Origin of the sequence: Bacillus sp. T2.9-1, from assembly GCF_950097965.1 — a bacterium.
GTDB lineage: Bacteria > Bacillota > Bacilli > Bacillales > Cytobacillaceae > Niallia > Niallia hominis.
Map to the genome: position 1 here is coordinate 32,194 of NZ_CATNHG010000024.1, position 22,572 is coordinate 54,765.

The window sequence follows — 22,572 nt, forward strand, 5'->3', positions numbered from 1 at the left end:
TTCCTCTAATTCGTTAAATAACTCATAAACATAGTTGCCATACCAAAATAAATCAAAATACTAATAATGTCATTAATTGTTGTAATAAATGGACCTGAGGCCACAGCTGGGTCTATATTAAATTTGTGCATAATAAGAGGGATGATTGCACCAGCAATCGTTGCTACTATCAGTGTTCCAAGGATTGAAACTCCAACTAGAATTCCGAGAAATAAATCACCCTTCCATACATACACCACAATCGTAACCAGTATGCCACATATCGTTCCAGTAATGAGCCCAGTCCCTGCTTCTCTTACAATTAGCTTCCAGCTATTTTCCTTGCCAATATCTCCTGTGGCTATCCCACGTACAGCAACTGCCAAAGCTTGCGTTCCTGTATTCCCAGCCATTCCAGCAATCAGTGGAATAAATACAGCAAGGATTGCTACTTGATTGAGTGTTTCTTCAAATCGACCAATAAGGCTTGCAGTAAACATGCCAAGAAATAATAAAATAATTAGCCATGGGAGCCTTTTTTTTGCTGCAGAGAAAGGATGCTGGTCAACAAAATCCATATTGGAAACCGCAGCAAATTTTGAATAATCCTCTGAAGCTTCCTCTTGCATAACATCGACAATATCATCAATTGTAATAATCCCAAGCAATCTTTTTTGAAAATCAATAACAGGTAAGGCTAAAAAGTCATAGTCTTGCATTTTTCTAGCTACTTCTTCCTGATCCTCACTTACAGAGACAGAATAGATTCTGTCATTCATAATATCTTTGATAAGCGTTTGATTCCCACTAACAATTAAACTTCGTAAAGAAACCACGCCAACTAATTGTTTTTGGTCATTAACTACATAAATATAATAAATAGTTTCTGCATTGGGTGCCTCTCTTTTTAAAATATTCATAGCAGTCTCTACCGTTTGTTCTGCAGATAAACTTATATAGTCTACTGTCATAATACTTCCAGCAGTCGACTCTTCATAATGCATAAGTGCTTTAATGCTCGTTGCAGTTGGTTGCCCCATTATTGCCAAATAGCTTTCTACTTGCTCTTTTTCTAATACATTTAATATATCTACAGCATCATCTACAGACATATTTGCTAAAGTGTCTGCTACATAATCAGGGATAAGTTTAGCAAAAATCTCTTGATATTCCCAATCATCCATTTCTAAGTTCTCAAACATTTCTGCGATTTCACTTGGAGCTAAGTATTCAAAAACTTTGGTTCTCTCTTCTATCTCCATTTCCTTAAAAAATGAAGCTTGGTCATAAGGATGTAATTCAAGGAAATTTTTACGAAATTCCTGTAAGTTTTCATTTTGTAAAGAATGGAGAATTACATTACGCTGTGCTTCATTCGTTAAATTTTTCTCTGACACTTGTCTTCCTCCTCTCTTTTAAAATTGGCTATTTTTCTTTGTCAAAGCAATAAGCTTTTAAAAAGGCTGTTTAAGTTTGTAACTGCAATTTAATCATAATTGTTGGTGGCCGACTTTTAAATTTGGGTATTTCATTTGTTTTCCGAGGCGACAGCTTGCTTTCCATGGGGCGAGCGCCGAGCCGCTTCGTTACTACGTTCCTGCTGCAGGGTCTCGGACTTTCTCGTAGCTCCCATAGGAGTCGAGCTGTCGCCTCTCCAAACCAACTTAATATTCGCTTTCAAATAAATAAACCCTTAATTAATTTGGAGAAACTATACTTTTTCAGTGCCCTCGTTATGCTCATGCAGAATCTTAATAGCGTCTCTCTCGATAATCCCACTGGAGTCTACGTATATTACGGCTACTCTATTTTTCCAACTTATTCTTTTTTCCTATTGAAAAAACAACAATCTTTTAGAAAACTGCCTTTAAAAATCAGCCTAAAAATTTGTGGCCACTGAAAAAGTGAATTACCTGGTAAATCGGTAGTTACCAAACCATTCTAACTTAGTGTAGGCTTTTGTTTTCCGAGGCTTACCGCTCGCTTTCCACGGGGCGAGCGCCGAGCCGCTTCACAGCTCACGCTCCTGCAGGGTCTCGGACTTTCTCGCATCTCCCGTAGGAGTCGAGCGGACACCTCTCCAAACCAACTTATTATTTGCTTTCAAATAAATAAAACCTCATTTAATTTGGAGAACTAGACTTTTTCAGTGCCCTCAAAATTTCAATATGATTTTTATAGTAACAAAAGATTAACGATTTGTCTTTTATTTAGACATGACACTTTTATTTTTTTATCTTTCCCCAAAAGCAGAAACAATTAACAAAATGCTCTCTAAAGCAATTGGGTATAGTAAAAAAGAGAATAAAGGAGAGAGGGATTTTATGAAGCTTGATATCATTGGAGATATTCATGGGTGCTATGAGGAGTTTAAACTTTTAACAGAGAAATTAGGTTATAGATGGGATCAGAATTATCCACAGCATCCAGCAGGGAGAAAACTAGCGTTTGTTGGAGATTTAACAGATCGCGGCCCTGCTTCCTTAGCTGTAATAGAAACTGTTTATTTATTACTCAAAAAGGATTTGGCTTATTACGTACCTGGAAACCATTGCGATAAATTGTATCGTTTTTTCTTAGGACGAAATGTGAAAATTGCCCATGGTCTAGAAACAACCGTAGAAGAATGGAAGCAATTAAATAAAAGAGAACAGGAAAGAATAAGAAAAATGTTTAATGAATTATATGAGAATGCACCATTATATCATGTGCTTGACAATCAAAAGCTTGTTATTGCTCATGCTGGCATTCGGGAGGATTACATTGGCCAATATCATAATAAAGTAAAAACATTCGTACTGTATGGGGATATCACAGGCGAGGTACATGGAGACGGTTCACCTGTAAGAAGAGATTGGGCTAAATATTATAAAGGAAAATCCATCATTGTTTATGGTCATACACCAGTAAGCAATGTAAGAGAAATCCATCGTACCTATAACATTGATACAGGCGCAGTATTTGGAGGAAAATTAACAGCACTAAAATATCCAGAACTAACTAGCGAATCTGTCCCATCCAGTATGCCTTTTTTTGCAGAGAAATTCCGTACTTTTGATGAAGAGGTAGTAGGAAACAAGGATAGGTGAGTGAATTAATAAAGAGTTAGAGATCTGTCTTCGATCCTTAACTCTTTGTCATTTTTTGCTTCAACCTTTTCATATCGTCCGGGAGATCAATTGTAAAAGTCATTGTTTGTTTTGAAACTGGATGTGTAAATTTAATAAAAAAACAATGTAATGCTTGCCGATCAATATCGATTCTTTTCCCACCATATAAGTCATCCCCATGAAGTGGGTGTCCTTTATAAGAAAGATGTACTCGTATTTGATGAGTTCTTCCTGTCTCAAGTGTTAATTCTACTATAGAATAATCTACATCCTGTGATAAGACTTGATAATGGGTAATGGCTGTTTGCCCATCTTCTCGAACTTCTCTTTTAATTATACTGTCTTGGCACCTGCCAATTGGCTCATTAATTATATCACGTAAGGGAGAAATTTCCCCTTCTGCAATAGCGATATATTTTCTTTTTACATCTCCAGTTTTTTGTTGCTCACTCAGTAAATGATGAATATGGCGATGCTTCGCAATAAGTACTAATCCTGATGTATCTCGATCTAAGCGTGTAACAATATGAGTTGTTGCTTCAATGCCCTGCTTTTTATAGTAATCAACTAAGGCATTTGCCAAACTGCCTGTAGGATGCTCTCTTGAAGGGATCGTATTCATCCTAGCATTTTTTTGCACGATAAGAATATACTCATCCTCAAAGATTATGTTTAAAGGAATGGATTCTGGTGTTAATCCACTACTAGGCAACTCAGGCGGAAAGAGAACAACTAAATGATCATCCCTTTTTAAAAAATAGCGAACGTTTTCTTCTTGATCGTTTACCAGGATTTTTCCACCTTTAAACTTTATATCTGTTAAAGCTGCCTTTGAGATACATTGTGTTTTCAAAAATTCTTTAATGGTAATGCCTGCTTCATGCTGTATAACCCACTCTAACAAAAAGCTCAAACTATCGCTCCTGTCTATTTCTTATTCAGAAATGAAAGAATCATGTACTCGTTTCCAAAATGGGAACGAACGAAATCTTGCAAACCGTACTTTTTCTTCTGCTACACGATATTGAATCGAATGTACTTTTTTATGTAATAGATTCAAATGATCAATCGAAATTTGAAAATTCGGTTCATTAACTGGCTTTAAAACACATGTATGATGTTTTGGTAAAATCAATGGGGAGCCAACCGTTCTAAAAACACGATTATTAATGGACGCCATTTCTGCCAGCTGAATGGCTTCAATGGAAGGATGTACAATTGCCCCACCTAATGCTTTGTTATAGGCAGTACTTCCAGAAGGTGTTGAGACACAAAGACCATCTCCTCTAAACCGCTCGAAATGCTTGCCGCTCATTTCCACATCCATGACAAAGGTTCCTTCTATACTTTTCACCGTTGATTCATTTAATGCTAAGTATCTCGTTTCCTTCTCTTCGTTCTGATATCGTACAACCACTTCCAATATTGGATATTCAATGATGTTATAAGGCGTTTTCGCTATCGCAATCACTAGTTTTTCCAATTCAGCTGGAGTCCAATCTGCATAGAATCCTAAATGACCTGTATGCATACCAACAAATGCTGTTTTGTCTAAACGATTGCTGTAGCGATGAAATGCATATAGAAGTGTTCCATCTCCCCCTACAGAGATAACAATATCTGGCTCTTCTTCATCATATTGAAGTTCAAAATCAAGTAAGTATTGTTTGATTATTTGCACTAAGTTTTCGGATTTTGAATCACCCTTTGAGGTTACGGCAAATTTCATTGTTTAGTAGCTCCTCTTCTCAGTTTAGAAATGCAGAATATATATTTTTAACTTAGGAAAAAAATACTAACTATTCTTGTCATTTTCTTTTTTTCGATTAAAGAAAGCTTGTGCTTCTTGAATTTCTCCACGGATTAAGGACATTTCTTTATCTAAACGAAAGGCTGCTTCAGCAGCTCCCTGCAACCTCATTTTAATATCTTCGGGAAATTGGCCCTTATACTTATAATTCAGTGAATGTTCAATCGTCGCCCAAAAGTTCATCGCAAGGGTACGAATTTGGATCTCAACTAGGAGCTTCTTTTCCCCAGTAATGGTTTGTACTGGATAGACAATTACCACATGATAGGAACGATAGCCGCTTTCTTTACTATGTAATATGTAATCTCTTTCTTCTACAATTTCAAAATCATTTCTTTGTCTTAATAGTTCAACTACTCTTATAATATCGTCAACAAATGGACACATCATACGAAGTCCTGCAATATCTTGCATTTCCGTTTCTAATTTGTCTAAAGGAATTCCTTTTTCATTCGCCTTATCTAATATACTTGCAATCGGCTTTACGCGCCCTGTTACAAATTCGATTGGAGAATGCTCCTCTTCATGATCAAATTGTCGTCGCATTCCTTTTAGTTTAACCTTTAATTCATCCACTGCCTGTTTGTAGGGAGCCAAAAATTGATCCCACTGTTTCATATATAACACCTCATTTCCAAGGTTTCTTTTTGAGACGAGGTATTTCACTTATAGAAAATCTGTTAATTTATTCTTGTTCTCTATACAGGAAGACTAGCACCTAATTTATCCCATTCACTGTGCCGTTGTACCTGCCAAAACTAATCAACAAATTTTATAGAAAAACGGATGAAACCGCTTTTTCCATATCCTCTCCATAATTTCCATTTCCTCGAATATTTTCAATTAAATATTCCAATTCCTCTTTAAAATTCTCAAGCAATAATTCCCCATTTAAAGCCTTAATAAAGAATGCATTATTTGCTTCTAATGCCACTTTACAATCCTTCCACACCATTTCTGGAATTTCTAGATAAACATATTCATTTTCTTTTTCAAGTAAATATATAAACGCAAGAGAATCAGAGTCAACCAGCATTTGACCACTTGCCTTTGTGTTCTCTAAATTCGCATCCTCCTGCAATTGAAATACCAGTTCATTTTCTCTTACAATACTCTCTGTAATCTTCCATTTTTGTTTCATCATTCACCCTCCAACTATGCATTATTTTACCACAACCAAAAGAAATATCATAGAAAAGCGCAGGGTTCCCGTTTAGGGGCGTGTGGGATGGAGCGACCTTTCCTGAGATAAAGGAAACACGGTGAACGATAGTGAGCCGATGTTGACTTATCGTAGGGAACGGACGCGAAGCCCATCTGCCCCTGGGTGCCTGGAGCTAGACAAATAGAAAAGCGCAAGGTTCCCGTTTAGGGGCGTGTGGGATGGAGAGATAAAGGAAACACGGTGAGCGACAGTGAGCCGATGTTGACTTATCGTAGGGAACGGGCGCGAAGCCCATCTGCCCCTGGGTGCCTGGAGCTAGACAAATAGAAAAGCGCAAGGTACCCGTTTAGGGGCGTGTGGGATGGAGCGACCTTTCCTGAGATAAAGGAAACACGGTGAGCGACAGTGAGCCGATGTTGACTTATCGTAGGGAACGGACGCGAAGCCCATCTGCCCCTGGGTGCCTGGAGCTAGACAAATAGAAAAGCGCAACTGCCTAGGTAGCTATTTATTTAACACAAAAGGAATAAAAAAATGGAACGGAAACAAAATGGAAGTTGACAATAGCTTGTTTTCTAATCTCACCTTATAATAGTAGACAAGATTACATTAGAAAGGATTTATTTATGTCGCAAACTCAAAACATTGAAATTGAATTTAAAAACATGTTAACCAAGAAAGAGTATGAATTGCTTCTTACTCATTTTCACATTCAAGAAGGCGATTTATTTGAGCAAGAAAATCATTATTTTGATACTAGCGATTTTGCTTTAAAGGCTAACCATTCTGCATTAAGAATTCGCAAAAAGAATGACGGGTATGAATTAACATTAAAACAGCCTCATCCAGATGGACTTCTTGAAACAAATAAAGTTCTTTCCAAAGAAGAAAGCGAAGCAATTTTTGCAACTGGGAAAATAAACGATGAGAAAATTTCTAATCTATTGGTAGAAATGAACATCGAGCCTGCTTCCATTTTATATTTTGGAAGCCTCCGAACTATTAGAGCAGAAAAAACAATTGGAAATGGTTTACTAGTTTTAGATCATAGTTTTTATTTAAAAAAAGAAGATTATGAGTTAGAATATGAAGTAAGTAATCGGGAAGAAGGAGAAATATATTTCACAGAACTATTATCCAGCTTAAACATTCCCGTTAGAAAAACGAAAAATAAAGTACGCAGATTTTATGAAGAAAAATACAAACAAAAATAATTTTTAGTTTATTAATACACCATTTAATGGACCTTCATATATGGTTCCATTGCGTTTTTTAAGATTGTATCTTGAAAATTTTGCTTATAATTAGTTGGCAAAATGGAATGGAACAGCCTGAATACACGTAGACTCCTATGGAAGTGGCTCGGCGCCTTCCCCATGGAGAGCGAAGTGTATTCAGGCTGCGTGTAATAACAGCAGACTTCACGAAAACATTTTTTTAGACTAAAACAGAAAATGGTCGTGCTTATCGTTAACGGCAATACTTATATCCCAACCATCTTCATTTTGTTAAACGAAATTTTGCATGACTGTATAAAAGTCCTTATTTTAACAACGGAGGAAAGCAATGAAAATTGATCAATTTAAAGTAATGCTTGAACTCCAAGCTTTACAAGGTTTAAATTCTATGAACACTACAAATAGTAGTGCATCCACCCTTTTCCAAGACTTTCTGAGTAGTATGTTGTCATCCGAATCAACTTTAACAAATTCTATTGAAAACAATACTCTAGGAACTTCTTCCCTTCCTGTAGGAGTGACTAGTAATGTATCCCTTCTACCAATGAACTTAACAAAGCTTTCTTCTTCATCGTCATCTGCCACAGATTACGATGAAATGATTAAAGTAGCTGCGGATAAATATAATCTACCTGAAAAATTAATAAGCTCCGTTATTAAAGTGGAATCTAACTTCAATCCAAACGCTACGAGCTATGCAGGAGCATCTGGATTAATGCAACTAATGCCTAGTACTGCAAAATCATTAGGTGTACAAAATGTATTTAACCCAATAGATAATATCATGGGCGGAAGTAAGTATTTAAAGCAAATGTTAGACAAATATAACGGAGATGTTGAACTTGCTTTAGCTGCATATAATGCAGGGCCTGCTAATGTTGATAAGTATGGTGGTATTCCACCGTTCAAAGAAACCCAGAATTACGTAAACAAAGTCACACAGCAATATATGGCATAATTTCTATCTCGATCTATTTACAAGCTATTTATTTGTACAATGAAATGTGGATTGTTACAATATAATAAAGTAATGTTATAAAAGAACGAAAAAGGAGTTTTAAATATGGTCGAGAAAATGTCGACACCTTATGATCAAATCGGTGAAGCCACATTAAATAAACTTGTAGATATATTCTACAATCATGTTGGTCAACATCCTGACCTAGCTCCTATCTTCCCAAAGGATTTAACAGAAACAGCTCGTAAACAAAAACAATTTCTTACACAATTTTTAGGTGGTCCTTCCCTTTATTCAAATGAACATGGTCATCCTATGCTTAGAGCGAGACATCTACCTTTTCCCATAACAGAAAAGAGAGCACAAGCATGGTTAGCTTGCATGGATCAGGCCATGGAAGAAGTAGAACTAGATAGCGAACTGCGTGATGGGATTTTTTCAAGACTCGTGCTGACAGCAAAACATATGATCAATTCGGAGGAAATCGAAACTAAAAAAGGTGATAACACGTGATGGAAAAAGACTTCTCTATATCCAAGCCGAAAACAGCTGATGATAATTGCCAAGAAAGTAAACCACTTGAAATCTATATGTTTATCGATCCACTCTGTCCTGAATGCTGGGCACTTGAACCTATTATGAAAAAACTACAAATTGAGTATGGACGATATTTCTCCCTTAAACATGTATTAAGTGGTAGATTATCTTCTTTAAATTGTAGTAAGAAAAGCAAGCATGCAAACATTGCTGAATTTTGGGAAAAAACAGCTAGTCGTTCTGGAATGTCATGTGATGGTTCCTTATGGTTTGATAATCCTATTATTTCGCCACATTTACCTTCCATTGCGCTAAAGGCGGCAGAATTGCAAGGCCGGAAATCGGGAATGAAATTCTTACGAAAATTACAAGAGCTTTTATTTTTGGAGAAAAAAAATATTGCCACATTTGATGTACTTAAATCTTGTGCCAAGAGCGTGGGAATAGATGTAATTGAGTTTGTAGCTGATATCCATTCACATAGTGCAGCGAAGGCATTTCAATGTGATTTAAAAATCACAAGAGAAATGGAAGTAAATGAAATTCCGACATTAGTCTTCTTTAATGAAAATATTGAAGAAGAAGGAATTAAAGTCACAGGTTATTATCCTTATGAGATATATGTTCAAATCATCGAAGAAATGCTGCAAATTCAACCAGAAAAAGCAGCGCCACCACCACTCGAAAACTTTTTAGAGTGTTTTAAACTTGTTGCGTCCAAGGAATTATCTGTTGTTTATAATAAATCGATACAAGAAGTGGAAAAAGAAATGAAGAAATTGCAATTACAACAACTAGTAGAACAAATACCTGCTAAATACGGGGTGTTTTGGAAATATATCGGTTAGTAAATAAGGGATATGGCATATCTACAACAGATGCCATGTCTATTTTTTTATTTTGCTTCAAAATAGGAAAGATAAAAAGGAATCCTAAAAAAATAAAAAAGGACTTGCTGTCTCAAGGCAAGGCCTTTTTTATTTTTTTACGAACAAAGGGGATGGGAGAAATTTTTCACGGTCAAACAAAGGGGTATAAGTTTGTATGTGATTAACTTCACAACTATATACTATCATAGGTCAATCAATTTTCGCAATACACTCGATACTTTGTTCACAAAAGCGTCAAAATTAAAGACGTTTTTGTAAAGATTATCGTCATTTCCCGTCCGCTCTTTCTGAGAATACAACTCCTCCAAATTTACTGAAAAAGTATAGAAATGCAAAATCCATTAGACAAATAGGGGCTAGATTATTTTATGCGCCAGCATCTCCTACAATATCTTAGCTTAATAACTCTATTTACAGGAATCTATACTTCTTAATTTATTATTCATCTTTTAAATCTTTTATTAATTTTTTCATTTCATTAATTTCTTCTATTTGCGTACTTATAATTTCATCAGCGAGACTTCGGACTCTTGGATCAGTTATTTGAGCACGCTCACTCGTTAAAATGGCAATGGAATGATGGGGAATCATTGCTTCCATATAATCCACATCGTCAACAAGTGTTTGGCTCCTCAACAAGTATAGGGAAAGAAAAAAGACAACTACACTTCCAATCGCAATCATTATATTTACTTTCCGATTTTTTAACATTTTAACCATAAATACTAGCATAATCAGCGCCATTGTCGCTCCCATCAACAAAGCCATATACGCTCTTGTTTCACTAAAAAAAATATGGTCCATTTTATAAGTACTCAAGTATTTAAATAGAAACATGACAATTGTTGAGGTTAAAACCATTCCAAAAAACTTTACATATGGCTTCATAAAAAGACTCCCTTACTATTAATTTTTTTAGAAATAAATCCCCCGATTCTCAAACATCCCTTCTTAGAGATTTCTCTTCCCCAACTGCAATTAAACAAAACCTCCTCCTAATACTATGGAGTATTTCATATCATAGAAACCCTTATATCCTAAAATCCATTCCTTCCTAATAGAAGTATAATCAGATTTTGCTTTAGTCAACTATTCCTTAGCTTTTTGATGACTTTATAGAATATCACGGTCTGCCAATTTTATTACATTAAATATTAAACTAAACCTTTTGAAACATAGATAGTCCTAAAATTCACATGCCCTATCCCTTTGTTCTAAGTAATTTTTTATCTATTAATCAATGATTTTCTAGAAAACAAAATAAATAAACAAAAAAACGAGTAAAAGAGCTGTCTCTCCTACCCGTTTTTCCATCCTACAGACTATTATAGTTCATTCAATAAGCTTTCCATTTCATTTAATTTTTCTTCAAATACCTTACAAGCCTCTTCAATTGGTGTTTTGCTTGTCATATCTACCCCAGCTTTTTTAAGAACCTCAATGGGATAATCGGAGCTTCCAGCCTTGAGAAAATCGATATATCGCTCAACAGCAGGCTTTCCTTCCTCCAAAATTTGTTTACTTAAGGCCGTTGCAGCACTATAGCCAGTCGCATATTGATACACATAGAAATTATAATAGAAATGCGGTATTCTTGACCATTCTAATCCAATTTCCTCATCAATTACGATGTCTTCTTCACCAAAATACTTCTGATTTAATGCGTAGTACTCTTTTGTCAATAAATCAGCAGTTAATGGCTCATTATTACTTGCCTTTTCATGAATTAGTTGTTCAAATTCAGCAAACATCGTTTGACGGAATACTGTACCTCTGAATCCTTCTAGGAAATAATTAAGCAAGTATAAACGTTTTTGCTTATCCGTAATCGTTTTAAGCAAATAATCATTTAACAAGGATTCATTACAAGTAGAAGCAACTTCAGCGACAAAGATGGAATAGTTCCCATATGGATATGGTTGTGATTTTCTTGTATAGTAGCTATGCACAGAATGGCCAAATTCATGAGCTAATGTAAATAAATTATTCACATTATCCTGCCAGTTCATTAAAATATATGGATTTGTTCCGTATGCGCCTGAAGAATAGGCCCCACTTCTCTTCCCTTTATTCTCATGGACATCCACCCAGCGATTTTCAAAGCCTTCTTTTAAGATTGAAGCATATTCTTCTCCTAGAGGTGCCAAACCTTTCACTACTAATTCCTTCGCTTCATCATAAGGTATTTCCATCTTTACATCCTTTACTAACGGTGTATAAAGATCATACATATGAAGCTTTTCTACTCCAAGAACCTTTTTGCGAAGCTTCACATAGCGATGCAATAATGGTAAATTTTTATTTATCGTTTCGACTAAATTTTCATACACTTGTTCAGGAATATTATTCGCAGCCAGTGCAGCATGCCTTGGTGAGCTATAATTTCTTATCTTTGCATTGAATGTATGATTTTTTACTTCTCCACTTAAAGTGGAAGCAAACGTATTTTTAAATTTTCCATAGGTGTCATAAACGGCCATAAAAGCATCATGACGTACTCGCTCATCTGCGCTCTCTAAAAAACGTGAATAACGGCCATGAGTAACCTCTACTTCTTCTCCATTCTCATCTTTAATGGTTGGGAATTCTAAATCAGCGTTATTAAGCATTCCAAATGTATTGCTTGAAGAATCCAATACTTCTGATGCTTGTGCTAACAATGCTTCCTGTTCTGCACTTAATACATGTGGACGTTGCAAGTTAACTTCTTCTAACGCCTTTTTATATAGCTGTAATTCTGCTTTTTCTTCTAAAAAAGCATTGATTACTTTTTCATCAATAGACAATAATTCTGGAACCATATATGCAAGAGCACTTGCAGCTTGGGCATATAAGCTTTTAATACGGCCATCTACCCCTTGATAGTAACTGTTCGTTGTATCTTGGTCATACCGCATATGTGCATATGTATATAATTTTCCGAGCCTTGATAAAAGCTCGTCTTGATACTGCAAAGCTTCATAAAGAACATCTGCGCTATCTGCCAGCTTGCCTTGATATTCTGTTGCCTTTTGTGATAAATTCTTTACTTCTTCAAATTCTTTATCCCATTCTTCATCAGTCGCAAAAATATCCTCTAATTTCCAAGTGTCCTCAACTGGAATTTCATTGCGTAATGGTAATTTCTTAACACTTGTTTCTGTTGACATACTAAATCCTCCACTCTTATCCTTCGTAATTCGAAAATAAACCATAGTACATAGTTCTCTTTTTATAAACTAATTCCTTCTTTATTGTAACAAAATTCCGGTTTAATTCCGATTATAAGCATTTGACCAATACTATTATCATATGTAATTTCTCCTTTTTCATTATCATTTATTGCTTATCATCATATTTTTTAATCGCTGATAAAACAGTACTTCTTCTTGTGTTTGTCTCTCATAATTATTTATTTTTTTCTGATGAAGAAGTCGAAAGAAATTGGGTTTTACTTCTTCCAAAACTTGGATACTCACAAGCATTTGTAAATAATGCTTAACGACGGTTTTCCATTCTATGTTTTCTAGAAAAGGAAACTCTCTTATTTTAATATGTCCTGCCTTTATTCTTTTTTGAAAAAAATCATAAACTTTTTGAAGTGGATAAATTTTCTTTTCATCATTAAGACAAAAGCTATCGAGAAAAATATATGCTTGCCAGAATAGTGGTGGTGTTTCAAAGAGGAAACCTTCTTTCACAGGGATTCCGATAAAGGGTGGTAAAAAATGAGGATGTAATTCACCGGCATAGAGTTCTTTTAAAAAATGATCATTCGTCTTAGTAGGATAATGTAAATCTTTTGTTTTTTGGCGGTTTAGTAGCTCACGCCAATAGGAATAATGGATATTCATGCTTGGAATTTTCGGGAGACTTTTCTCTAATTTCACTAAGGGATAGGAAGAAGTAGAGATAAAAGTTTGAGAGACGGAGATTGGAATGGGATTGTGAAGCAAATAAAAGACCTTATTAAATGGGCAATATATTGGTAGAAGATACTGGCTCTGATAGAAAGTGAGAAATTGAAAAATAAAAGCAGTAAGTTTCAATTTGATTGGATTCCATTTTTTTATTTGATTAAAGCCAATAATCCATATGGGCTGAATATTTATTTTTCGATAGCCATCTGTACGCTTTTTTACTAATTGAGGAGAAATGACAGCACACTGAAATTCAATTACATACTTTTTATGATGCAAGATAAAGCTGATATCTCCCCGTTGCTTTATTTCTGGATAATATGGTTCCAATTCTGGCTGAAGATTTACTTGAAGTAATTTTTGATATAATTGAAGCTTCCCTTGCAAATGGTAGGAAGACTCAGCCTCTCCGTTACCTGAACAGCAGTCTTTCCTTTCATGGGCAAAATGAGTAATCTTTTTTGTCCCCATCTTCAAAATGACACGTCCTTTACATTCTGGACAATATGTCGGAATATTTTTCCATGCTTTTAGTTCTTCCTTGTCTCTCATAGTAAATAAATTAATAATGCTTCCTTTTTCGGTCATGGCAGTAAACAAATACAAATCCCTCCCTTTGATTTCTTTCCTATACTTATTCTTTTTTGTCCTTCCGAATCCTTCAAGAATATTAATTTTCATGTAAAAAATGCAAAAAAAAACTATCTTTGTCCAAGAAAGATAGTTTTCCCTGTTGCAAGGCTTGCTTTATAACAATGGCGACAATAATCTAGAAGTGGATTCAAGCATCCTATACCCATAATGCCTTTTATTAAAGCTCGCCACTTCTAATTCAAGTGAGTGTTTGATGTCTTCCTTATAATCTTTTACTAGTTTTTCTATACTCCTTGTTTTATATAAAAAAGCACTTACTTCAAAATTTAAATGAAAGCTCCTCATATCCATATTACAAGTCCCAATGGAGGCAATTTCTCCATCCACAATAATAATTTTGCTATGCATAAATCCTCGATTGTATTCAAAAATCCTTACGCCTGACTCTAATAATTCTGGAAAATAGGAACGAGAAGCATGGAAAACGATTCGTTTATCTGGTTTACTAGGTACAAGTATGCGAACATCCACTCCACTTAGAGATGCTATTTTAATTGCAGAAAAAATGTCCTCATCTGGAATAAAATATGGAGTGGCAATCCAAATCGATACTTTCGCAGTCGTAATCATACTGAAAAATATACTTTTAATAACACTCCATTCATTGTCAGGACCACCGGCTATTAATTGTACTCCACCATGTGAATTTTCCTCAGAAACAGGTGTTAAGTATTCCTCTGTTAAAAAACTATGACTAGTCATGTAGAACCAATCTTGGAGAAAAATTAATTGCAAAGATCTTACTGCATTACCTTTCACAAGTAAATGAGTGTCTCTCCAATATCCAATTGAAGGATTTCTCCCTAAATACTCATCCCCAATATTCAGCCCACCAACAAAGCCCACATTTCCATCCACAATAATAATTTTACGATGATTTCTAAAATTAAATTTGCTATTAAAAAAAGGCATTTTAACAGGCCCAAATGCAATTACTTCAATGCCAGCCTCTTTCATTTCTAGGCAAAACCTTTTAGAAAGCTTCCAAGATCCAACTGCATCATATAAAAATCTAACTTGTACCCCAGCCATTGCTTTTTCAACTAATATGTCCTTAATCTGAGAACCGATTGCATCATCTCTTACTATATAATATTCCATGTGAATATGGTGTTTCGCTCGCTTCAGTTCATCTAAAATAGTAGAAAATGTTTCCTCACCATCTGTTAACACCTGTGTTGAGGTACCAAAGGAGATTGGACTATTTCCAAGCTTCTCAGCTAGGTGAAATAAATTGCGTTGATGTCCGTCTAGAATCTTTCTTTTCTCTTCTGATTTAGAACCAATATCTTGCTCAATCTTAAGAAATGCTTCTTTATCCAAAAAGTATTTTTTTCGATAAACTCTTTCCTTCTGATAGTTCCTGCCAAAGAATAAATAAAAGACAAAACCAATAATCGGAAAACTTCCTAAAACAATTAACCATGTTAGTGTTTGTGTTGGGTGTCTATTTTCAAAAAATATAACAAATCCAATAAAAATCACTGATAAACTTATTACTAAACTTAACTGCCCGTAAATTCCTCCCCGAATAGAAAAAAATAAATTAAACACATAAACAAAAAGAGCTGCAACAACAAAAAATAATCCTAACCTAGCAGTATGATTCATAGCAAACACCGCCATTCTCCCATTTACTTACATTAAGCTTAGCTCTATTCATTATTATTCCCTTATATTTACCCACAATGTCAATTTAATACTCGCTTTAAAAGCTGCTAAATTGCTCTTTTGAAAAGAACACTAATGAACCCACAACTCCTTGAAAAAATGAGGCCACTGAAAAAGTGAATTACCTGGTGAATCGGTAGTTACCAAACCTTTCTAACTTAGTGTAGGTTTTTGTTTTCCGAGGCTTACCGCACGACTCACCGGGGCGAGCGCCGAGCCGCTTCACAGCTCACGCTCCTGCAGGGTCTCGGACTTTCTCGCATCTCCCGTAGGAGTCGAGCGGACGCCTCTCCAAACCAACTTATTATTCGCTTTCAAATAAATAAAACCTCATTTTATTTGGAGAACTAGACTTTTTCAGTGCCCTCGAAAAAATAAGGCTAATTTTCTATTTAATAAAGGTGTCTATATCTATTCAAAAGGAATGACAATTATACATGCCTTCGCCGAGTTTCTTTAGCCTAAATACAAAAAAACTCCACAATGCAAGGCACTAACCGAACATTGTGGAGTTTCTTCTTCACTTCGAAATATTATTGTTGTATCCCTATTATTTAATGAAAGTATTTTCTTAACTCCATAAATACTTCGTTCTCAATAATTATTTTTCCGTATTCTTGGAGAACATGAATTGTCATTTTGGAATCTTCTTGAGCATATTCTAATAAAATGCTTAATGCATTTTCTACTTCCTCTTCTGGTATTTCTTCGTCAAGGAACTGTACAAATAAGTAGTATTTATCATTATAGGTATAAAGTTTGGTATCAATTCCTTCTAGTCCCTGTAGTTTGGATAAGGAGATGATGTCCTCAAAATCTTTAAATGTTAGTATAAATTCAAGACTGTCATCGTATTCTTCTTCCCCATCTTTAATGGTAAAGTGTTGATCCATCAAGTCTTCAAATCTTTCATCTACTGGTAAATCCTTCAACTTATCCTCAGGGATAGAAATTTCAAACTTCTGTCCATCTTTTGAAAGCTGTGCTTTTGTAACGAGAATTTCCAACCCTTTTTCTAATGCCTGAACCTGAATCCATAATGGTCCATCAAACATGAAGTCTTCTTCTTGATGCACTTCATCCATCATTTCCCAAAATAGTTCTTCACTACGTTCCCGATTATACCAAATCTCCTCACGCTTAAAACCACGTTCTTCTATATCAATATACGAAATATAAAACTTTACTGTATGATCATTAATTCTTTCAATTTCCATACGCTAACACTCCCTTCAGACTATGATGGAAGGGACAAGAGACCCCCATACAGATTTGTTTTATTCCTTACAATAAATCGTTCTGAAATAAAAATTTATATTTTCCTTGTATTGTACCTTGTACCTTGTACCTTGTACCTTATATTTTATGACAAAAGCTGTATAAATGGAATTAAAATATCTTGGGATCGAAAAAAACCATTAAATACCCATTCAAAAAACATTCACAATTCTCAATTTTCTAAAATAAGCACAGCTTCATTCAGCCTCAGGTTTTATTTCTTTTTAATACCTTATTCCTGTTTCGTTATATTTAGTAGTATTACCTCATAGAAATTATTTCAAACTAAAAAGAAAAAGCAAATAACTATCCGTTTTATCCAAACATATTGATTTTCAGTTTAAGCTAATCATTGAAACTTTTACAAAGCATTCGTTCGTCGCTTCTCTTCCTATTAATAGGATTGAGCCTATTTCCCAAATAAAAAATAAAAATCTGACCAAAGGATGATAAAATCACATCCTATAAAGTCAGATCTTTTTATACTTGCTTATAATTAGTTAACTAATCGTTGAGCTTCTCTTAATTGGAAAGTACGAACTTTTCTTGGTAAGAATCGACGAATTTCATCTTCGTTATACCCAACCTGCAGCCTTTTTTCATCAATTATAATTGGGCGTCTTAATAGCCCTGGATTATTTTGAATAATGCCAAATAAATCTTGTAGCGGCATTGTTTCTAAATTCACATTTAGTTTTTGAAAAGTTTTGCTTCTTGTTGAAATAATCTCATCGGTTCCATCTTCTGTCATGCGAAGAATTTCTTTTATCTCGTCAATTGAAAGAGGCTCTGAGAAAATATTTCTTTCTTTATAAGCAATTTCATGTTCCTCTAACCATGCTTTTGCTTTTCTGCAGGATGTACAACTTGGTGAAGTGTATAATGTTACCATTTTACAAATTCACGCTCCCTTTATTTAGACATGTAATTAACTACATTCATTATAATTATAAATAACTTGAATTCTTTTTTCGAAAATTCTTAAATTATAATTAATTCAATCAAGTAATTTATATTAATTATTATACACTAATTATTTGCTTTATGGTATATGTTTTGAAAAAATTATCCACAAGTATGATTTTTTTCTGTTTATAAGCTTCTATTCTTTGCAATGTTTGTTGGTGTTCTCCTCCTTTATGTAAGAAAAACTCGTTATACTTGTACGAATTCCTCTCTTATTTTGTTGCTTATCATTATAGACGTTTGAAAACAAAAAAAGTTTCAAAAATTTACGGTATCTGTTAGGATATTTGTTTTAAAAATGACCTTATTTTTTAATACCCCTTATTTCTTTTCATTAAACCTATTTCTATTCTCAATTAAAATGTTTTAATGAAAATACGACCTTTACAGATCGTTCATCCTCAACCTATCTTCCTCAAGGGGATTTTATCTTTGCAAGCTAATTAAATTTCGTCAAAAATGTTTTTTTGTTCTTCCTCATCGTTCAATTGCACTACTTTTTCAACTGGTTCATAAGCTTCCCCGTAAAAATGGACATCCTTATATGTATGAATTTTATTATATGTCTTTACCAATGCCTGATAAACGACATCTTCTCCTTCATTATTTGGAGCCCAATAGAGAATTTCCATCGCATTTACTTCTCTAGTTGCTAATGACAACCGTCTATAACCAATCGTTTTTGCATGTTTAAATCCTTCACGCTGATAAAATTTCAATCTCTTTTTTGTATCACTATCCTTATAATTTATAGGTTCCACTTCTAATATAATTGGTTTCCCCTTCTTTTTTAGCTTCTCAACTAATTGATGTCCAAGACCTTGCCCTCTGGCTTCATTAGAAACAAATAAATAATCTATAAAAATAAAGTCCTCCGCTTCCACATACATCAACACATGATATTTGTCTTCATCCTTATGATAATACTCTGGAAAATCCTTAAGCAAAGCTTCCATATGTTCTTGCGATTTCATTTCTTCAACAGGAAAATATTCATTAAGTTTATCGTACCAATGCATTTATTAATCTCCTTTTTCTTCTTTGTTATTCGGTATATAGTTAACATTTTTTGTATAATTATTTCCAGCATTCCATAATAAAAACTCAGAAACCCCTTGATCATTTAAGGCTTGTATCTGCTTTTGAATCTCCTCTTGTCCATATACTTGATAATTATCTTTACCAAGCCATGTCGCTGTGAAGTCTTGGAGCCATGGTCTTGAAATTGGCGGTTTGTCAAGTTGATTTAACTTTTGCTTTTCGACTTTTATATACTCGCTCACAAGTTCATAAGGATGGAGGTCTGGTTTTTCAATGCCAAAATAGGAAGACCAATGGCTTGGATAAATCATCGATGAAATAACATCAACATGTTTACTTATTTTTGAAAAGTTTTGCCCAATACCTGGTGCTTGATCTAAGGTTGCTGTGTATCCAAATATATCAACAGAAACCTTTACATCATATGGTTCGAGTTTTCCTTTCGCATATTCAACAAAATCTGTAACAGCTTCTACTCTTTTTTCCCCTTCTGTTACATTTAATTTCTCATAATCACCCTTCGTATAGGTTAATTTATCTGCCTTATTTTCAAATCCTTCTGGAAAACGAACATAATCAAACTGTATCTCTTGGAAGCCCATTTTCGCCGCTTCCAATGCTAGATTGACATTATATTCCCAGACCTTTTTTTCAAAGGGGTTCACAAAAGCTTCTCCCCTTCCATTTGTCCAAACCTTTTCCCCTTGAACAAAAGACCATTCTGGTTTTTCCTTTGCCAGCACTGAATCTTTAAAAACAACAATGCGTGCAATCGGATAAATTTTCTCTTTTTCAAGCTGCTCCAATAATGCTTTCATGTTCTTTATAGAATCACTCCCAATTTTCTGATAAGGAGAGCTTTCTTCCGGCATAAAGGTCAAATTTCCATGGTCTTCTTTATAATCAATTACCATTGCATTTAAATCCGTATTTTTTACTAAATTGATTAATTGGTTCCACTTGCTCCCACCAATTGAGTGGGCATTTACATATATACCTCTTACCGCATCTGGGTATGAAAAAGTAAAGGAATTGGTTTTCAATCTTGGTAAAGTAGCTGGCAATTGTTTTATCATAACTTCCATTTGTTTTACTGGTTGTTTAGGAATGACCTTCTCCCCTTTAGCCAAAGCGACATTAGGGAATAATAAAGATATAGTTAACCCGAAGGATATTAGTTTTTTATTCACGGCGATAACTCCCATCTATGTACAGTATCCATTATCCACTATCTTGGTATAAATTATGTATTCCTTTTATTGTAACAACTCAAACAAACTTAGGCTATTACTGTTTTTTCTCTTTTGCCACCGTGCTAGTATAAAAAGGCGACACCTCATTATCTCTGAGATTGTCGCCTTTTTTAAAATCATTATTTAGCTACTTGCGTTTTATATTTCTTATATTCACTTTCAGAGCAATAAACAAAATGACCTGGCTTTACTTCTCGCATTTTAAGTTCTTCCCCATCTTGATATTGATGAATCGCAGGATCATAAACAGTTCTTTTTCTTGTGCGCTCTGTTTCTGGATCTGGAAGAGGAATTGCTGATAGTAAGGACTGTGTATATGGATGAATCGGATTATTATATAGCTCATCTGCTGAAGCAATCTCCACTAATTTTCCAAAATACATTACTCCAATACGGTCACTTATATACTTAACCATCGATAAATCATGGGCAATAAATAAATACGTTAATCCCTTTTCCTTTTGAAGTTTCTTCATCAAATTAACAACTTGGGCTTGAATGGAAACATCTAATGCAGAAATCGGTTCATCAGCTATGATAAAATCAGGATCTACAGCTAAAGCACGAGCAATTCCGATTCTTTGTCGCTGCCCACCTGAGAATTCATGGGGATAACGATTAGCATGCTCCTTATTTAATCCAACTGTATGAAGCAAATCGTATACCTTTTCCATTCTTTCACTTCTGTTCTTCGCTAATCCGTGAATATCAATGCCTTCTGCAATAATATCTGCAACAGTCATTCGTGGATTTAATGAAGCATATGGATCTTGGAAGATCATTTGCATTTTACGATTAAATTTCTTTAAATCTGCTCTTGATTTTCTTCCATGCACGTCTTCTCCATTAAATAGAACTTGACCACCGGTTGCATCGTATAGACGAATGATTGTTCTCCCAGTCGTAGATTTCCCGCAGCCTGATTCTCCTACTAGTCCAAGCGTTTCTCCTTTGAAAATATCAAAGGTTATATCATCCACTGCTTTTACTAAGTTAGGAGTGCCCACATTAAAATATTGCTTAAGATTTTTAATTTCTAATAACTTCTCAGCCACTTATTTCTCCCCCTTTACTAATACTGGTGTTTCAAAGTTAGAGGGTAGCTTTCTCATTCTCTCTTTAACAGAAGCAGGTGGTTCTACTGCTGGTGCATTTGGATGTAAGAGCCATGACTTTACAAAATGTGTTTCTGAAACTTGATATAATGGTGGTTCCTGTTCGAAATCAATAGCTAATGCATATGGATTTCTAGCTGCAAACGCATCTCCAACTGGCGGGTTTGTTAAATCTGGCGGTGTCCCTGGTATTGCTGCAAGCTCATCTTCGTTATCATTATCTAAGCTTGGCATAGACGCAAGAAGTCCCCAAGTATAGGGATGTCTTGGATCATAAAAAATTTCATCTACAGTACCCATCTCTACAATTTGGCCTGCATACATAACAGCTACACGATCTGCCACATTTGCAACAACCCCTAAGTCATGGGTAATGAAAATAATGCTTGTATCCATTTTGTCTTGCAAATCGTTCATTAAGTCTAAAATTTGCGCTTGAATGGTAACATCTAATGCTGTTGTTGGTTCATCGGCAATTAGCAAATGTGGATTGGCAGCTAAAGCAATGGCAATCATCGCACGCTGTCTCATTCCGCCTGAAAATTCATGTGGATATTGGTCCACTCTTTTTTCGGGTTTTGCTATTCCAACTAAGCTTAAAAGTTCTATTGCTTTCTTTTTCGCCTTTTCTTTATTCATTTGCTGATGTTTAATCAGCACTTCCATAATTTGCGTTCCAATTCTCATTGTCGGATTCAAGGATGTCATTGGATCTTGGAAAATCATACTCATTTCTTTTCCACGGATGCTTTCCATCTCTTTATCCGTTTTTTGAACAATATCTTCTCCGTTAAATAAAATTTGTCCGCCTTTAATATGACCTGGAGGCATAGGAATTAATTTCATTAATGTTTGAGAAGTAACACTCTTACCTGATCCGGATTCACCAACAATTGCCAATGTTTCTCCTTTATATAAGTCAAAGGATACTCCACGAACTGCCTGCACTTCTCCTCCATACGTATGGAATGAGACTTGTAAATCCTTTACTTCTAATAATTTTTCCAT

The 22,572-nt window shown here is 34.9% G+C and carries 20 protein-coding genes; 5 read left to right on the forward strand and 15 right to left on the reverse strand.

Translation table 11 applies throughout. The annotated features are described in order from the left end of the window. Positions 1-5: 5 nt before the first annotated feature. Positions 6-1,376 (reverse strand): magnesium transporter, encoded by a 1,371-nt coding sequence (gene mgtE / locus QQZ16_RS02450; protein ID WP_284561062.1) that lies wholly within the window; start codon positions 1,374-1,376, stop codon positions 6-8. Positions 1,377-2,303: 927 nt separating this feature from the next. Here mgtE and prpE point away from each other — a divergent pair. Next, positions 2,304-3,068: a bis(5'-nucleosyl)-tetraphosphatase PrpE gene (prpE, locus tag QQZ16_RS02455; protein WP_251628606.1), complete on the forward strand. Its 765-nt coding sequence runs from the start codon at positions 2,304-2,306 to the stop codon at positions 3,066-3,068. 37 nt (positions 3,069-3,105) lie between these two features. Here prpE and QQZ16_RS02460 read toward each other — a convergent pair whose 3' ends face one another. The 4 genes from QQZ16_RS02460 to QQZ16_RS02475 all read right to left on the reverse strand — a co-directional run bounded on the left by QQZ16_RS02460 (position 3,106) and on the right by QQZ16_RS02475 (position 6,040). Further along, complete coding sequence (locus tag QQZ16_RS02460) at positions 3,106-4,002, reverse strand: RluA family pseudouridine synthase (protein WP_031540161.1); 897 nt, start codon at positions 4,000-4,002, stop codon at positions 3,106-3,108. Between the two features lie 21 nt (positions 4,003-4,023). Next, positions 4,024-4,818, reverse strand: a complete 795-nt coding sequence (locus QQZ16_RS02465; protein ID WP_031540163.1) for an NAD kinase — start codon at positions 4,816-4,818, stop codon at positions 4,024-4,026. Positions 4,819-4,884: 66 nt separating this feature from the next. Next, positions 4,885-5,517: a GTP pyrophosphokinase gene (locus QQZ16_RS02470; protein ID WP_031540164.1), complete on the reverse strand. Its 633-nt coding sequence runs from the start codon at positions 5,515-5,517 to the stop codon at positions 4,885-4,887. Between the two features lie 154 nt (positions 5,518-5,671). Beyond that, entirely contained in the window at positions 5,672-6,040 is a 369-nt protein-coding gene (locus QQZ16_RS02475) for a UPF0738 family protein (protein WP_031540165.1), read from the reverse strand. A 650-nt stretch (positions 6,041-6,690) separates the two neighbouring features. On the opposite strand from QQZ16_RS02475, the gene QQZ16_RS02480 reads away from it, so the two are divergent. The 4 genes from QQZ16_RS02480 (at position 6,691) to QQZ16_RS02495 (ending at position 9,645) form a co-directional block, all read left to right on the forward strand. After that, on the forward strand, positions 6,691-7,278 hold the full coding sequence (locus QQZ16_RS02480) for a CYTH domain-containing protein (protein ID WP_284561063.1): 588 nt from the start codon (positions 6,691-6,693) through the stop codon (positions 7,276-7,278). 352 nt (positions 7,279-7,630) lie between these two features. Next, positions 7,631-8,260, forward strand: coding sequence for a lytic transglycosylase domain-containing protein (locus QQZ16_RS02485; RefSeq protein ID WP_031539986.1), 630 nt, complete (start codon positions 7,631-7,633; stop codon positions 8,258-8,260). A 105-nt stretch (positions 8,261-8,365) separates the two neighbouring features. After that, entirely contained in the window at positions 8,366-8,773 is a 408-nt protein-coding gene (locus tag QQZ16_RS02490; protein ID WP_031539984.1) for a globin domain-containing protein, read from the forward strand. Further along, positions 8,773-9,645: a ClpXP adapter SpxH family protein gene (locus QQZ16_RS02495; RefSeq protein ID WP_031539983.1), complete on the forward strand. Its 873-nt coding sequence runs from the start codon at positions 8,773-8,775 to the stop codon at positions 9,643-9,645. Before QQZ16_RS02490 ends, QQZ16_RS02495 begins: the two co-directional genes overlap by 1 nt. Before the next feature lie 480 nt (positions 9,646-10,125). On the opposite strand, the gene QQZ16_RS02500 is transcribed toward QQZ16_RS02495, so the two are convergent. From QQZ16_RS02500 to QQZ16_RS02545, 10 genes are all read right to left on the reverse strand, one after another. Next, positions 10,126-10,575, reverse strand: coding sequence for a DUF305 domain-containing protein (locus QQZ16_RS02500; RefSeq protein ID WP_031539979.1), 450 nt, complete (start codon positions 10,573-10,575; stop codon positions 10,126-10,128). 437 nt (positions 10,576-11,012) lie between these two features. Next, the gene (gene pepF, locus QQZ16_RS02505) at positions 11,013-12,836 is read right to left on the reverse strand and encodes an oligoendopeptidase F (RefSeq protein WP_031539978.1); all 1,824 of its coding nucleotides are present in this window, start codon (positions 12,834-12,836) and stop codon (positions 11,013-11,015) included. Between the two features lie 165 nt (positions 12,837-13,001). Continuing rightward, entirely contained in the window at positions 13,002-14,186 is a 1,185-nt protein-coding gene (locus tag QQZ16_RS02510; protein WP_284561064.1) for a competence protein CoiA, read from the reverse strand. A gap of 147 nt (positions 14,187-14,333) precedes the next feature. Further along, entirely contained in the window at positions 14,334-15,851 is a 1,518-nt protein-coding gene (cls, locus tag QQZ16_RS02515; protein WP_031539975.1) for a cardiolipin synthase, read from the reverse strand. A gap of 614 nt (positions 15,852-16,465) precedes the next feature. Continuing rightward, positions 16,466-17,128: an adaptor protein MecA gene (gene mecA, locus QQZ16_RS02520; protein WP_031539974.1), complete on the reverse strand. Its 663-nt coding sequence runs from the start codon at positions 17,126-17,128 to the stop codon at positions 16,466-16,468. A gap of 557 nt (positions 17,129-17,685) precedes the next feature. After that, the gene (spxA, locus tag QQZ16_RS02525) at positions 17,686-18,081 is read right to left on the reverse strand and encodes a transcriptional regulator SpxA (RefSeq protein WP_031538220.1); all 396 of its coding nucleotides are present in this window, start codon (positions 18,079-18,081) and stop codon (positions 17,686-17,688) included. Between the two features lie 517 nt (positions 18,082-18,598). Further along, on the reverse strand, positions 18,599-19,174 hold the full coding sequence (locus tag QQZ16_RS02530; protein ID WP_031538219.1) for a GNAT family N-acetyltransferase: 576 nt from the start codon (positions 19,172-19,174) through the stop codon (positions 18,599-18,601). Between the two features lie 3 nt (positions 19,175-19,177). Then, a complete protein-coding gene (locus tag QQZ16_RS02535; RefSeq protein WP_035416518.1) occupies positions 19,178-20,401 on the reverse strand; it encodes a putative glycoside hydrolase in 1,224 nt (407 codons plus the stop codon). A gap of 167 nt (positions 20,402-20,568) precedes the next feature. Continuing rightward, the gene (locus tag QQZ16_RS02540; RefSeq protein WP_031538217.1) at positions 20,569-21,504 is read right to left on the reverse strand and encodes an ABC transporter ATP-binding protein; all 936 of its coding nucleotides are present in this window, start codon (positions 21,502-21,504) and stop codon (positions 20,569-20,571) included. Beyond that, the gene (locus tag QQZ16_RS02545; RefSeq protein WP_031538216.1) at positions 21,505-22,572 is read right to left on the reverse strand and encodes an ABC transporter ATP-binding protein; all 1,068 of its coding nucleotides are present in this window, start codon (positions 22,570-22,572) and stop codon (positions 21,505-21,507) included.